Source organism: Nocardia sp. CA-135398 (assembly GCF_050955845.1).
In the GTDB taxonomy this organism is placed as follows: Bacteria; Actinomycetota; Actinomycetes; order Mycobacteriales; family Mycobacteriaceae; genus Nocardia.
The window spans coordinates 5,038,901-5,052,053 of the sequence record NZ_CP192084.1 but is presented as its reverse complement, the minus strand read 5'-3'; the positions used below and the strand labels follow the sequence as shown (position 1 = coordinate 5,052,053).

The following is a 13,153-nucleotide window of genomic DNA, read 5'->3' as shown; positions in this document are numbered from 1 at the left end:
CACTCCGATACGGTAATCCGATTCTGGACGACCAGGCGAAGTGTGTGCGAACGTTCCCGATGATTCGGACCCAAGTCCGAGAGATGGTTCGCGACTTCGAGGAAGGTGGAGATCAGACAGTGGCGAGCGGATAGGGCGGGGTGCCGATACCGACGATGCGGAGGTTGCCCCAAGGGTCGCGCTCCTGGAGCCGACCCGCGGTCGGCTCGCCGCCGGGCAGTGTGAGGAGCACTTCGGCACGTCCGGGATCAGGTAACTCGTGGCCATCGCTCGCGGCGACGCGTCCGTACCAGTGGTAGTGGCCGTCGATCGGATCCGGATGCCCGCTGAGGGTGACCTCGACCGGGACCTCCACACCTGGAGCATCGAGCAGCGCGGGACCCGAATACTCATGTGCCGGTTCACGATCCGCTGACGTGGTCAGATCGTAGTGGCCGGGATCGGGTCGGCGCATGGTGCGCCAGTAGGAGACGCTCGAACCCGGCCATGCAGCCCGATTCACCCCGTGCTCGTCCAGGTACCAGCTCTGGCAACCACCCGAATTCCAGACGGTGCCAGCGAGTTTCGACTGCAACCGCCGGTTGAATTCGTGTTGGGTGGCGGCGCGGACCTCGATCCGGCTGTTGCAGGTTTTGCGGAGCAGCTCGAGGCATTGGCGGATATAGCGAGCCTGCGCCTCGATCATGAAGACGATGGACTGATTTCCGCCGCCGGAATTCGGTCCCATGATGAGGAACAGGTTCGGGAAACCGTGCACGGCGACGCCGAGGAAGCCCGCCATCCCAGTGCGCCAAGCCTTTTGGAGAGTGAGCCCATTCGCTCCGACGATGTGCTGATCGGCGAACCGATCGGAGATCTTGAACCCGGTCCCGTACACGATGGCGTCGAATTTCTGCTCGATGCCATCGGCGGTGACGATCCCTGACGCGGTGATCGAGGCGATCGGCGAGGTCACGAGCGCGACATTCTCCCGCTGCAGGGCCGGATAGTAGTTGTTGGACACCAGGATTCGCTTGCATCCGAGCCGGTAGTCCGGCGTGAGGTTGCGACGTAACTCGGGGTCGGCCACCTGACGACGCAGGTGGGCCCGCGCCACCGCCTCCGCGCGCCGCATCAGGTCAGGATTCATGAACGCCGGTGTCAACGACTCGTAACCCCAATAGATCGCCCAGCGATAGAGCCGTTGCGCCCCTGGGAGATACCGGAACATCCGATGCTCCACCGGCGACAGCGGCCGATCCGGCTTCGGCACGATCCAGTGCGGTGTCCGCTGGAACACCGTCACCTGCTCGGCCTGCTTCGCGATCTGCGGCACGAATTGCACAGCACTGGCACCCGTTCCGATGACAGCGATCCGCTTGCCGGTCATGTCGAAATCGTGATCCCACTGCGCCGAATGAAAACTGTGTCCCCGGAACGCATCCCGGCCGGGAAAGTCCGGCACGCTCGGTTCGTGCAGCGGCCCCGGTGCCATCACCACCGCGCGGGGCTGGAAGTGCTGCCCATCCGACGTGCGCACGTGCCAGCGGTCCGTCTCGTCATCGAAGTCGAGTGCGACGACTTGCTTGCGGATATCGAATTTGTCCACGGTGCGGCGCAGATACTCCAGTATCTCCGGCTGCCTGGCGAACATGCGGGTCCACCGCTGATTCGGCTCGAACGAGTAGGAATACATCAGCGACATGACATCGCAGCCGCAACCGGGGTAGGTGTTCGCCTGCCAGGTGCCGCCGATCTCGTCGGCCTTCTCCAGTACGACGAAGTCGTGGAACCCGGCCCTGCGCAACTCGATGGCCATACCGACACCACCGAACCCGGCCCCGACAATGACGATTTCGGGTTCGGTCATGCGTAAAGCCCTCGCCAGCGCCAGATTCGCTTACCCATCGGACCGATCAAGCCCTGCTTGTCCAGGAACGCACCGAGATTGGCGGCACCGGTACCGAGCGCCTTCTTGGCATACGGGTTCTTCGTCGCGACCCGTCGAGCCGCGCGACCGTCCAGCCCCGCCCGGTCGTACATGTGCCGATTGGTCATCAGGTAGACGAACAGGGGTGCGGCCACCGCGACACATAAACGGGTGTAGGCCAATTCGGCCTGCGACATGGTCGGCACCCGCCGTGCCAGTGCGTCGCGGGCGAATCCGATATGACGTGCCTCCTCGGTGACATGGATCCGCATCGCCCGAGAAACCAAGGGCTGCAACTCCGGATCGTCGAGGGTACGTCGCTGGATGGCGTCGAAGATCTCCTCGCCGACGAGTGCGCCCACCCAGGTCATCGATCCGCGGAGGAACAGCGGGAGAACTCCGATGGCGAGTCGGCCGGGCAGCCGCGGCCAATACGGACGGGCTTCGATCCGGTCGATGAGCTTGCCGAACATCATCATGTGCCGACATTCGTCGCCCATTTCGGTGAGGGTGTAGTGCGAATGCCGGGTGGTCGGATCATCGCGCATCAGTTCCCGCAGCAGCAGGCGGTTGAGCAGATTCTCGAACCAGATGCCGACGGAGAGTACGTTGGCCAGTTCCTGGCGCGACAGTTCCCTGCGCTGCTGCGGGGTCATCGACTCCCATAGTGCGGTGCCGTAGAGCGAAACCACCTCCGGCGGCAAGAACAGTTTGTCCGGGTCCAGCGGTGCGTCCCAGTCCATATCGACGGCAGGTTCGTACGACTTCTTCACCGAACCGGTCAGCAAACGCTGTGCGAAGGATTCCTGTGGGATGACTGCGGCCTCGTTGCCCATGTCGGCTCCAACTCTCGAATACCTGATACAGTCTGTAACACTCAGATTAGTGAGACATACTGTCACGGTCAATAGCATTCCGGGTATCGTGAGTTGGTGAGCGGTACCAGCGGAAAGCGCGACTCCGCCGGGTCGGATGGTCGCAGCACCCGATGGCACGGCCACAAGGCCCGCCGTCGCGCGGATGTCATCGATGCGGCGATCACGGTGATCGAAGAGCAGGGTGTCGAGGTGTCCGTGCAGGCGATCGCGGACCGGCTGCATCTGCCGCGTCCGGTGGTGTACCGGCATTTCGACGGGCGCGCCGATCTCGATGAGCAGATTCGTCGGGAGATCCTGAATTCGCTACTGACCGCGCTGATGCCGACCCTGCAGCCGGACGGAACCCTGCGCGATGCCGTGCGGGGGGCGATCGGTACCTATGTCGGCTGGGTCGAGCGTCATCCGAATCTGCACCGATTTCTGGGTGATGCCGCGCCGCAAGGGGATTCGTCACAGGCGCTGACCGGTGCGCGCGATCGCATCGGTGGTCGGCTCGCCGATATGTTCGCAATATCGTTGGCGCGCTTCGGAATCGATCCGAAACGCGCCCGCCCGATGGCCTTCGGCATCATCGGCTTCGTCGACGGTTTCGTGAACAACTGGCGCGCCGATGCCGCGACAACACTGACCTCCGATCAGGTCGAGGGCATCCTGACCGAATCGGTGCTGGCGCTGTTCGAGGGCAATGCGCGCAGTCTCGGAGTTCCGCTGGAACGCGACACTATCGTCAAAGACCTGCTGAGCCGCGCGGAACCCGTACGGTCCCAATAGAACCTGTCACCGCATCAGCCACCCCGCACATCGGCGGGTGAGCAATGGCATGACGACCCAAACCATGGCCGCGACGGCGATCGGCACGATAGCCGCAAGCCGCAGCGGCGGTGCCAGCGGTTCGAGTAGTGGCCCTGAGATCGTCACCAGGACCGTGAGCAGTGGATAGATGCCGATGACCGTCAACAGCCACAGCTTCCACTTGACCGGACCAGCGGGTTGCGCGGCAGGTCTGCGGCTTTCGGCTGGCTGTTGCTGAATCACCGTGTGGCCGCCTGGATTTCACCGACCAACCGAACGGCCTCGGGCAGATCGATGTGATCGTCGGGGAAATTGCCCAGATGGCTTCCGGTCGCAGTGAGCACGGCGGTTGCCTCCAGGCCGCGCACCAGCAGACCGACGTGTTCGACCGGATCGGGCACGTTGACCGGATCGTCGGCGGCCGCCAACACCCGGAACTCGCGCGCCGCGCCACGAATTCGTGCCCAGTCGAACGGTTCGGCGAAGAATTCCGCCAAGAGGTCATAGCCCACCTCATGTGCTGCGGTGGACACCAGAAGCGCTCCGGCGAATTGCCCGGCCGCGGCGACGTTGTGCTGCTCGAGCATGCGCAGCACATTGACCCCGCCGATGCTGTGGCCGACAAGCACGGTATCGCCGGCCGGTCCGGCCGCGGCCACCGCTGCCGCGAAGGTCTTGCGCCACGGATCCAGCCGCGGTGCGTCCGGATCGGGCAGGTTCGGGATCGTCACGGTATGGCCGAGCGCGGTCAGCTCCGCCGTGAAATAGGGAAACCAGACGCTGTCTGCGCGGGCTCCGAGCCCGTGGTTCACGACGATTGCACTCACTATCACTCATCTCCTAAATCGAAACGCTGCGTAGCGTTTCGCAAAACGATATCAGACGAATACACTGACCGCCATGGCTACGGGAAGTGCCGCGGCACCACGCTCCGGCGGTCGGATCCGCAGCGAATCCGCACGCGACGCGGTACTGCGTGCGACGGCCGAACTGCTGGAGGAGCAGGGCTTCGGCAAGGTGACGATCGAAGGCGTCGCGGCACGCTCGCGCGTCGCCAAGAGCACTATCTACCGCTGGTGGAGATCGAAGGCGGTCCTCGTCATGGACGCCCAAGGCGTGCTGGTCACCCAGCGCATGCCGGATCCGGATACCGGATCGGCCGAACAGGACCTGACCATCTTCCTGGAGGCGCTCTACGGTGTGGTCGAATATCCGTTGCGGGTCAAGGCATTACGCGGGTTGATGGCCGAGGCCCAGCTGGACCCGGACTTCGCCGGACCGTTCCGGGACTGGGTGCAAACTCGGCGAGACGTGGTGGCGCGCATAGTGACCCGCGGTGTGGCGCGCGGTGAACTCGCCGCCGACCTGGATATCGAGTACGCGACCGATCTGATCTTCGGACCGTTCTGGTATCGCTTGCTTGTCGAACACGCACCGCTGCGACCGGAGCAGGCGCCGGTCGATATCGCGCGACTGCTCATCGGATTCCGTACGCCCCTCGGCTGATCAGCCCTGGTGGAATTCGATTGCGAAGGTGAGTAATTCGGGCATGTAATCGCCATCGGTACGCGACAGGCGCGTTGCGCGCTCGGGTGCGAAGGCGCGGACCTCGAGAATATTCTCCGCATCCTCGGGATTGGTCGGCGCGGATTCGAGCACCACATCCGCCGTGCACCACAGCCACGCCCTGTGCGGGTGTGGCTGCCAAGGATAGTGCGGCGCAGGGCGATCGGTCGTCGCGTGGTGCGCGCCGAACGGCCGCACCGCCCCGACCGGGCGGGCACCGGCCTCCTCCATGAGTTCGCGGCGTACGCAGGCGTCGATCGTTTCGCCCGCTTCCCGGGTGCCGCCGGGCACGAGCCAGATATCGCGATCGTCGCGGCACAGCACGATATCGGCGCCCACGAAGCAGATGACGTGGATATTGGTGACGAGTTCGTCGGGTGGCAGCTCGGTGGAGAACTGGACGTCCAGACCGCCCCATTCCCAGCGGGTCGGCTTGTGCAGCAAGGGATATCGATCGGCAAGCGTCACACCGACGACGCTAGTGCACCTACTCGGTCCCGGACTTGCCGATCTGGAAGTGGATATGATCGATATGGGCCGCGCGGCCGGTGGTGGCGGGTAGCGGGTGGTCGTCCGGATGGTCGGGATGCAGGATGAAACTCGGATCGCCGATACCGGAGATGGCAGTGGCGGGATCGGGACTGTCCGAGCAGTCCTGCCATTCACCCGCCGCGAAATCGTAGACGCTGCGGAAGAAGTCGGCGACGAACAGATCGCCGTCCGGATCGCCGAGCGGGCTCGCATCGGGTTCGTCGAGCCGGTAGCACACCCGAGATCCGGTGCCGCGCGGCCACGTTCCGCCGGGTGTGACCGCGGTCTCGACCGTGCCCCAATGCGCTGCCACGGTGATCCTGCGCGATACATCGCCCACCGGCATGGTGACCCCGGCGAAATCCAGGGCGCGGCCTTGGCCGTGGCAGTCCTCGGAATGCGTTCCGCGGCCGTCGATTCCGAGCGTGTGCAGCTCGGTTACGCCGAAATTCGCGGCTAGGAATCGGCAGAATCGCACCAGTGCCAACGCATTTCGCGGATCGAGGTGTCGCGGCGCCACCGGTGTGGCGCCATGACGGATGACCACCCCGGCCAGATTGCCCGGTAGCGGCCGGCCGGACTGTGGGTCGAAACCTGCGAATCCGACCAGGGCCGGTGACGCGGGCTCGTCGAAGCGGATCAGGTCATCGTCCGCGAGCCGTTCGAGTTCGGCGAACGCGTGCTCCTTACTCATTGCTCGGGCCGGTTCCGACACTACGCACCTCCTGTGCATCTGAAATCGATACGTCGACGCAGTTCGGTGACGTCGCGTCAGCATCCGGCACCGGCACGAAAAGAACACGAGTAGTGCCCTACTCGTGTTCTCCTCGTCATCGTTGGGCCGATCCTTGTCGCGTTCGCCCCTGTTTCGGGTGTTGAACTGCGGCGATGCACGCCAGCGCTGCGGTGACTCAGCGTTCGCGGGCCAGTGCCCGGTAGCTGAGATTCCACAACCACTCGACCGGGCCACGCTCGAACCAGCGCAACCACAGGTGCGCGACGGTCACGATGATCAGCGCGACCAACAGGTAGATGCCAACCGTGAACGGCACCCGAGCGTCCGGGGCGACGCGCGCGGCAAGCCCGAAACCCCACCCGTAGCACAGCGCCGAGGCGACCAGATTCTGCAGGATGTAGCAGCTCAGCGCCATCCGCCCGACCTCGGTGAGCCGCCTGCCGACGAATCCGACCCGCGGACGACGCAAGTAGAACTCCGCGACCAGCGCGAGCAGGCCGAAGGCTACGAACGGGGCGGTGCCGTACCTGGTCAGCAAGACCAGATCGCCGCCGAGCACACCGACCGCCAGGTCGATCGGTGCGGCAACAGCGAATCCGATGATCATGAGCCGTCGACGTATCCGCGCACCCTCCGGTCGGAACACTCCGGCCCGGAACAACTGCGCACCCGCTAGGAACAGCGCGATCGACATCGGGAAGACGAAGATCGGCTCGAACCGGAACATGCCCGCGTTCTCCAGTCGGAACAGCACCAGATCCCAGAACGAACCGTCCGCATAGGGATTCGGATCCAGCGGCTCGCGCGGCGTCGAATCCTGTTGGTTCGCAAAGGCCATCGCGGCGCCGATGACTGTCAGCATGGCGATATGGAATCCGGCCGCGATGGTCAGCCAACGACGTTGCGCGCGTCCACTTGTCGCGAGAATGAAGGCGACGACCAATCCGGTGACGGCATAACCCATCAGCACATCGAATTCCGCGACGAACACGAAGTTCAGCACACCGTCGAGGAGTAGCAGCCCGGCCCGCCACGGATAGCTGCCCGGCCACCGTCGACCGGCCCGCACCGCCGAACCCTGCTGGATGGCCAGGCCGATGCCGAACATGATGGTCAGCAGCCCCAGGAACTTGCCCTGTGCGAGCTGCTGCAGCACTCGCTCCGACCACATCCAGCCGGTCGCCGGGCTGCCCAATTCGTCGATGTACCCGACGATGCCCTCGGGGTGGGTGAGTATCCAGATATTGGTGCCGAGCGTGCCGAGGATGGCTATGCCGCGCAATACGTCCAGGGCGACCAACCGCGCGGGGGTCTTCGGCGGGGTGACGGTGCTCGGCTCATCCGACTTGCGCTGGCGCCCGGTGATTTCGGCGATCGACTCGGTCATGTTCCGAATATCCCGGCCGCCGCGGCCTGCCCGTATCCTCCGGAAGTACCACCGTCGGTATGACATCGCGGTCACCCGAGATCGCCGATGCCGCCGGTCGCGATCGACGGCAGCCACGCGTCGCCTAGGCTCGACGGTATGCAGCGCATCATCGGTATCGAGGTCGAATACGGCATCTCCACCCCCACCGAGCCGTCGGCCAACCCGATTCTGACCTCCACCCAAGCGGTTCTCGCCTATGCCGCAGCGGAGGGGGTGCCGCGCGCGAAGCGCACGCGCTGGGACTACGAGGTGGAATCGCCGCTGCGCGACGCCCGCGGATTCGACCTGAGCCGGATGAACGGCCCGGCCCCGGTAATCGACGCCGACGAGGTCGGCGCGGCGAACATGATCCTCACCAACGGCGCCCGGCTCTACGTCGACCACGCCCATCCGGAGTACTCCGCGCCCGAGGTCACCGACCCGTTGGACGCGGTCATCTGGGACAAGGCGGGCGAACGGGTGATGGAGGCGGCCGCACGGCACGCGTCGAGCGTTCCGGGTGCCCCGCGACTGCAGCTGTACAAGAACAATGTCGACGGCAAGGGCGCCTCCTACGGCACCCATGAGAACTACCTGATGAGCCGGGACACCCCGTTCAACCAGATCATCGTCGGGCTCACCCCGTTCTTCGTCTCACGCCAGGTGATCTGCGGTTCCGGCCGGGTCGGCATCGGCCAGTCCGGTGATCACGCCGGATTCCAGCTGTCTCAGCGTGCCGACTACATCGAGGTCGAGGTCGGCCTGGAGACCACGCTCAAGCGCGGCATCATCAACACTCGCGACGAACCGCACGCCGATGCGGACAAATACCGCCGCCTGCACGTCATCATCGGCGATGCCAACCTCGCCGAAATGTCGACCTACCTCAAGGTCGGCACCACCGCGCTGGTGCTGGACCTGATCGAGGCGGGCGAGGACCTGTCGGATCTGCAGCTGGCTCGCCCGGTCACCGCTGTCCACCAGATCAGCCATGACCCGACCCTGCGCGCCACGGTGGCGCTCACCGACGGCCGCGAACTCACCGGCCTCGCGCTGCAGCGCATCTACCTGGACCGGGTGGAGAAGTTCGTGGCCCGCAGCGGCAACGACGACGCGCGCGTCAAGGACATCCTGGAGAACTGGGCCAACGTGCTGGATCTGCTGGAGCGCGATCCGATGGAATGCGCCAACATACTGGACTGGCCCGCCAAGCTGCGCCTGCTCGAGGGGATGCGCAAGCGTGAGGGCCTGAGCTGGGCCGCGCCCAAACTGCACCTGATGGACCTGCAGTACTCCGACGTCCGCCTGGACAAGGGCCTCTACAACCGCCTGGTCGCACGCGGCTCGATGAAACGCCTGGTCAACGAGCAGCAGGTGCTCGATGCGATGACCAAGCCGCCGACCGACACCCGTGCCTACTTCCGCGGCGAATGTCTGCGTCGATTCGGTGCCGATATCGCGGCGGCCAGCTGGGATTCTGTGATCTTCGACCTGGGCGGCGACTCGCTCGTTCGCATCCCGACCCTGGAACCGCGCCGCGGCACCAGGGCGCATGTCGGCAAGCTGCTCGACGGCGTGAATACCGCCGCCGAGTTGGTCGAACAGCTGACCACCTAGCAAGTCGCGCGAATAAGCCCAGGTAGCAACGATTATCGCGATCGTAACCACGACGGAGCGAGTCTTACGAGCGACCCGTTCGCGGCCAGTCTCGCGTCCGAGCCGTCGAAGCGCATGCGACGCAGTCGCGAGTCTCGACGGCTCGGACGCGAGACATCAGGGGGCCGCGAACACGCCGCGGCCACGCGGCCGATAACACAGCACGTTGTCAGGGTGGCTGGGTAGTGTTGATGTACGGGCACGGACATTGCTCATGATCAGGGTCGTGCTCAGAATGGAGCCCTGGTCATGATGAGGACAGAGGAGGTCGGCTGCCATGGCACAAGAGCAGACCAAGCGCGCCGGGGGCGGCGACGAGGACGAGGGTCCGGAGGGCGTTGACGCCGCCGGTCAGGAGCGCCGCGAAAAACTGGCGGAGGACACCGACGACCTGCTCGACGAGATCGATGATGTGCTCGAGGAGAACGCGGAAGACTTCGTTCGCGCGTATGTGCAGAAGGGCGGCCAGTGACAGCAGGTGACCCCTTGCGTCTCCACCCGGGGCACGCCCTCTCGTCATTCACCGAGCACCTGCGCATGCACGCACCGGAGCTGTTGCCTGGCAACAGATTTGGCGTGATCGAGGGTGCCACCGGAATCTCCGGTGGCACCGCCGCGAAGGAGCTGGCTCCGCACGGAACCACCATCGTGGCGGTCTCGTACCGCGGTGGTGTGCTGATCGCCGGTGACCGGCGGGCCACCCAGGGAAACCTGTTGGCCAGCAGGGATATCGAGAAGGTGTACATCACCGACACCTATTCGGCGGCCGGTATCGCGGGCACCGCGGGCATGGCCATCGAGATGGTGCGATTGTTCGCCGTCGAGCTGGAGTACTACGAGAAGATCGAGGGTGTCTCGCTGACCTTCGACGGCAAGGCGAACAAGCTGTCGAAGATGGTGCGCGACAACCTTCCTGCCGCCCTGCAGGGGCTGGCGGTGGTTCCGGTGCTGGTCGGCTACGACCAGCACGCCACCGATCCGGACAAGGCCGGTCGCATCGTGTCCTACGACGTGGTCGGCGGGCGCAGTGAGGAGCGGTTCGGTTACACCGCGGTCGGTTCGGGTTCGATGTTCGCGAAGTCGTCGTTGAAAAAGCTGTACGCCAAGGGAATCGATGAGGACCGCGCATTGCGGATCGCCGTCGAATCGCTCTTCGACGCGGCCGACGACGACACCGCCACCGGCGGACCGGATCTGGTGCGCGGCATCTACCCGACGGCGATCGTCATCAACGACGAGGGCGCCGACGAGGTGACCGAATCGCGGTTGGAGCAGATCACGCGGGCGATCGTCGCCGATCGCGAGGCCGCGGAAGAGGGGAGTGCCTCAGCATGACACTGCCGTATTACGCGTCGGCCGAACAGATCATGCGCGACAAGACCGAGCTCGCGCGCAAGGGCATCGCTCGCGGTCGCAGTGTGATCGTGCTGACCTACGACAAGGGTGTGCTGTTCGTCGCGGAGAATCCCTCCGCGACATTGCACAAGGTGAGCGAGCTGTACGACCGCGTCGGGTTCGCGGCCGTCGGCAAATACAACGAATTCGAGGCACTGCGCCGCGGTGGCATCCTGCAGGCCGACCTGAAGGGCTACCAGTACGACCGGCGCGATGTCAGCGGTCGTGGTCTGGCCAATGCCTACGCGCAGACCCTTGGCACGATCTTCACCGATCAGCTCAAGCCCTATGAGGTGGAGATCTGCGTGGCCGAGGTCGGCTACCCGGAACAGTCACCGGAATCGGTGCTGTACCGGATCACCTTCGACGGTTCGATAGTGGACGAGCGCGAATACGTGGTGATGGGCGGCACGACCGAGCCGATCCTGACCGCCTTGAAGAGCTCCTACCAGCCCGGACTCGACCTGGCCGGTGCGGTCGGGGTAGCCGTCAAGGCCCTGAAGGCCGGGGTGCCCGAGGGTGCCGCGGACAAGGACAAGCGGGTGCTCGGGGTGGGTTCGCTCGAGGTCGCCACCCTCGAACAGGCGCGACCGCGGCGGGCGTTCCGCCGGGTCGCGGGCGCGGCCCTCGACCAGTTGCTGAACGGCGGTACGTCGGCGAGCAAGGCCGAGGCGGCGCCCGCCGAGGAGAAGTCCGAGGATGCTCCCGAGTCGGAGTAGTCCACCACGATAGTTCGACTGCGAAGGCCCTCCCGATTTTTCGGGAGGGCCTTCGTTTTGGCCGGTAGTTTTCCGCCGAACATTTCGCTCACGTGCGAAATCGTTGTGAAGACGTATGCACCGGGGTTGTCCGCAGCCCCACGCGAGCACATGACATGGCTGTAATGTCGATAGTGTGCAGCGACGAATCATGGGGATCGAGACCGAATTCGGTGTGACGTGCACCTTCCACGGACACCGTCGGCTCAGCCCTGACGAGGTGGCCCGGTATCTTTTCCGCCGGGTAGTTTCCTGGGGCCGTAGCTCTAACGTGTTCCTCCGCAACGGTGCTCGGCTCTACCTCGATGTCGGGTCGCATCCGGAGTACGCCACCGCAGAGTGCGACAACTTGGCGCAGCTGGTCACGCATGACCGGGCTGGTGAGCGCGTGCTGGAGGAGTTGCTGATCGACGCCGAACAGCGCCTCGCGGAGGAAGGCATCGGCGGCGATATCTACCTGTTCAAGAACAACACCGATTCCGCGGGCAACTCCTACGGCTGTCACGAGAACTTCCTCGTGGTGCGGGCCGGTGAGTTCTCCCGGATCTCGGATGTGCTGCTGCCATTCCTGGTCACCCGTCAGCTGATCTGCGGTGCGGGCAAGGTGCTGCAGACGCCGAAGGCGGCCACGTTCTGCCTGTCCCAGCGTGCCGAGCACATCTGGGAGGGCGTTTCCTCGGCGACCACTCGCTCGCGCCCGATCATCAACACCCGCGACGAGCCGCACGCCGATGCGGAGAAGTACCGGCGCCTGCATGTGATCGTCGGCGACTCGAATATGTCCGAGACCACCACCATGCTCAAGGTCGGCACGGCGGCACTGGTGCTGGAGATGATCGAGGCGGGCGTCTCGTTCCGCGATTTCGCCCTGGACAATCCGATCCGCGCCATCCGCGAGGTCAGCCACGACCTGACGGGCCGTCGTCCGGTCCGGCTCGCCGGTGGACGCCAGGCCAGTGCGCTCGACATCCAGCGCGAGTACTACGCCCGCGCCGTCGAGCACCTGCGCAACCGCGACCGCGACCCCAATATCGACCAAGTCGTCGATCTGTGGGGTCGCACCCTGGACGCGGTCGAGGCGCAGGATTTCGCCAAGGTGGACACCGAGGTCGACTGGGTGATCAAGCGCAAGCTCTTCCAGCGCTACCAGGACCGCTACGGCATGGAGCTGTCCGATCCCAAGATCGCCCAACTCGATCTGGCCTACCACGACATCAAGCGCGGCCGCGGCGTCTTCGACCTGCTGCAGCGCAAAGGTCTGGCCAAGCGCGTCACCGAGGACGAGGCCGTCGACGCGGCCGTGGACACCCCGCCGCAGACCACCCGCGCCAAACTGCGCGGCGATTTCATCACCGCCGCCCAGGAAGCGGGTCGCGACTTCACTGTCGACTGGGTCCACCTCAAGCTCAACGACCAAGCCCAGCGCACGGTCTTGTGCAAGGACCCGTTCCGCTCCGTCGACGAGCGCGTGGATCGGCTGATCGCCTCGATGTAAGCGCTTCGCCCGTCCGAGGGGGCAGCAAT

General features: G+C 65.0%; 14 protein-coding genes. 7 read left to right on the top strand and 7 right to left on the bottom strand.

The window, feature by feature from the left end:
• Positions 1-112: 112 nt before the first annotated feature.
• Together ACQP1T_RS22155 and ACQP1T_RS22150 are read right to left on the bottom strand one after the other, a co-directional pair.
• Positions 113-1,849 carry a DUF4873 domain-containing protein gene (locus tag ACQP1T_RS22155; RefSeq protein WP_433754949.1) on the bottom strand — a complete coding sequence of 579 codons (1,737 nt, stop codon included), beginning with the start codon at positions 1,847-1,849 and terminating at the stop codon, positions 113-115.
• Positions 1,846-2,745, bottom strand: coding sequence for an AurF N-oxygenase family protein (locus ACQP1T_RS22150; RefSeq protein ID WP_433754948.1), 900 nt, complete (start codon positions 2,743-2,745; stop codon positions 1,846-1,848). The genes ACQP1T_RS22155 and ACQP1T_RS22150 overlap by 4 nt, the downstream gene beginning before the upstream one ends.
• Positions 2,746-2,841: 96 nt before the next feature.
• On the opposite strand from ACQP1T_RS22150, the gene ACQP1T_RS22145 reads away from it, so the two are divergent.
• Positions 2,842-3,558, top strand: a complete 717-nt coding sequence (locus ACQP1T_RS22145; RefSeq protein ID WP_433754946.1) for a TetR/AcrR family transcriptional regulator — start codon at positions 2,842-2,844, stop codon at positions 3,556-3,558.
• Positions 3,559-3,564: 6 nt separating this feature from the next.
• Here the strand turns inward: ACQP1T_RS22145 and ACQP1T_RS22140 are convergent, their stop codons facing one another.
• Both ACQP1T_RS22140 and ACQP1T_RS22135 read right to left on the bottom strand, forming a co-directional pair.
• Positions 3,565-3,822 carry a hypothetical protein gene (locus ACQP1T_RS22140; protein ID WP_433754945.1) on the bottom strand — a complete coding sequence of 86 codons (258 nt, stop codon included), beginning with the start codon at positions 3,820-3,822 and terminating at the stop codon, positions 3,565-3,567.
• Positions 3,819-4,406, bottom strand: a complete 588-nt coding sequence (locus ACQP1T_RS22135; protein ID WP_433754944.1) for an alpha/beta fold hydrolase — start codon at positions 4,404-4,406, stop codon at positions 3,819-3,821. The genes ACQP1T_RS22140 and ACQP1T_RS22135 overlap by 4 nt, the downstream gene beginning before the upstream one ends.
• 73 nt (positions 4,407-4,479) lie before the next feature.
• On the opposite strand from ACQP1T_RS22135, the gene ACQP1T_RS22130 reads away from it, so the two are divergent.
• Positions 4,480-5,085: a TetR/AcrR family transcriptional regulator gene (locus ACQP1T_RS22130; protein WP_433754943.1), complete on the top strand. Its 606-nt coding sequence runs from the start codon at positions 4,480-4,482 to the stop codon at positions 5,083-5,085.
• On the opposite strand, the gene ACQP1T_RS22125 is transcribed toward ACQP1T_RS22130, so the two are convergent.
• From ACQP1T_RS22125 to ACQP1T_RS22115, 3 genes are all read right to left on the bottom strand, one after another.
• Positions 5,086-5,613, bottom strand: a complete 528-nt coding sequence (locus ACQP1T_RS22125) for an NUDIX domain-containing protein (protein ID WP_433754941.1) — start codon at positions 5,611-5,613, stop codon at positions 5,086-5,088.
• A 19-nt stretch (positions 5,614-5,632) separates the two neighbouring features.
• Positions 5,633-6,391 carry a hypothetical protein gene (locus ACQP1T_RS22120; RefSeq protein WP_433754940.1) on the bottom strand — a complete coding sequence of 253 codons (759 nt, stop codon included), beginning with the start codon at positions 6,389-6,391 and terminating at the stop codon, positions 5,633-5,635.
• Between the two features lie 196 nt (positions 6,392-6,587).
• Positions 6,588-7,799, bottom strand: a complete 1,212-nt coding sequence (locus tag ACQP1T_RS22115) for a DUF418 domain-containing protein (protein WP_433754939.1) — start codon at positions 7,797-7,799, stop codon at positions 6,588-6,590.
• 138 nt (positions 7,800-7,937) lie between these two features.
• Between ACQP1T_RS22115 and dop the strand changes: the two genes are divergently transcribed.
• From dop to pafA, 5 genes are all read left to right on the top strand, one after another.
• The gene (dop, locus tag ACQP1T_RS22110) at positions 7,938-9,437 is read left to right on the top strand and encodes a depupylase/deamidase Dop (protein WP_433754938.1); all 1,500 of its coding nucleotides are present in this window, start codon (positions 7,938-7,940) and stop codon (positions 9,435-9,437) included.
• Positions 9,438-9,753: 316 nt separating this feature from the next.
• Positions 9,754-9,948, top strand: coding sequence for a ubiquitin-like protein Pup (locus ACQP1T_RS22105; RefSeq protein ID WP_014351559.1), 195 nt, complete (start codon positions 9,754-9,756; stop codon positions 9,946-9,948).
• Positions 9,945-10,811, top strand: a complete 867-nt coding sequence (prcB, locus tag ACQP1T_RS22100) for a proteasome subunit beta (protein ID WP_433754937.1) — start codon at positions 9,945-9,947, stop codon at positions 10,809-10,811. Before ACQP1T_RS22105 ends, prcB begins: the two co-directional genes overlap by 4 nt.
• Complete coding sequence (gene prcA / locus ACQP1T_RS22095; RefSeq protein WP_433754936.1) at positions 10,808-11,590, top strand: proteasome subunit alpha; 783 nt, start codon at positions 10,808-10,810, stop codon at positions 11,588-11,590. The genes prcB and prcA overlap by 4 nt, the downstream gene beginning before the upstream one ends.
• Before the next feature lie 175 nt (positions 11,591-11,765).
• Complete coding sequence (gene pafA / locus ACQP1T_RS22090) at positions 11,766-13,124, top strand: Pup--protein ligase (RefSeq protein WP_218007602.1); 1,359 nt, start codon at positions 11,766-11,768, stop codon at positions 13,122-13,124.
• Positions 13,125-13,153 lie beyond the last annotated feature (29 nt).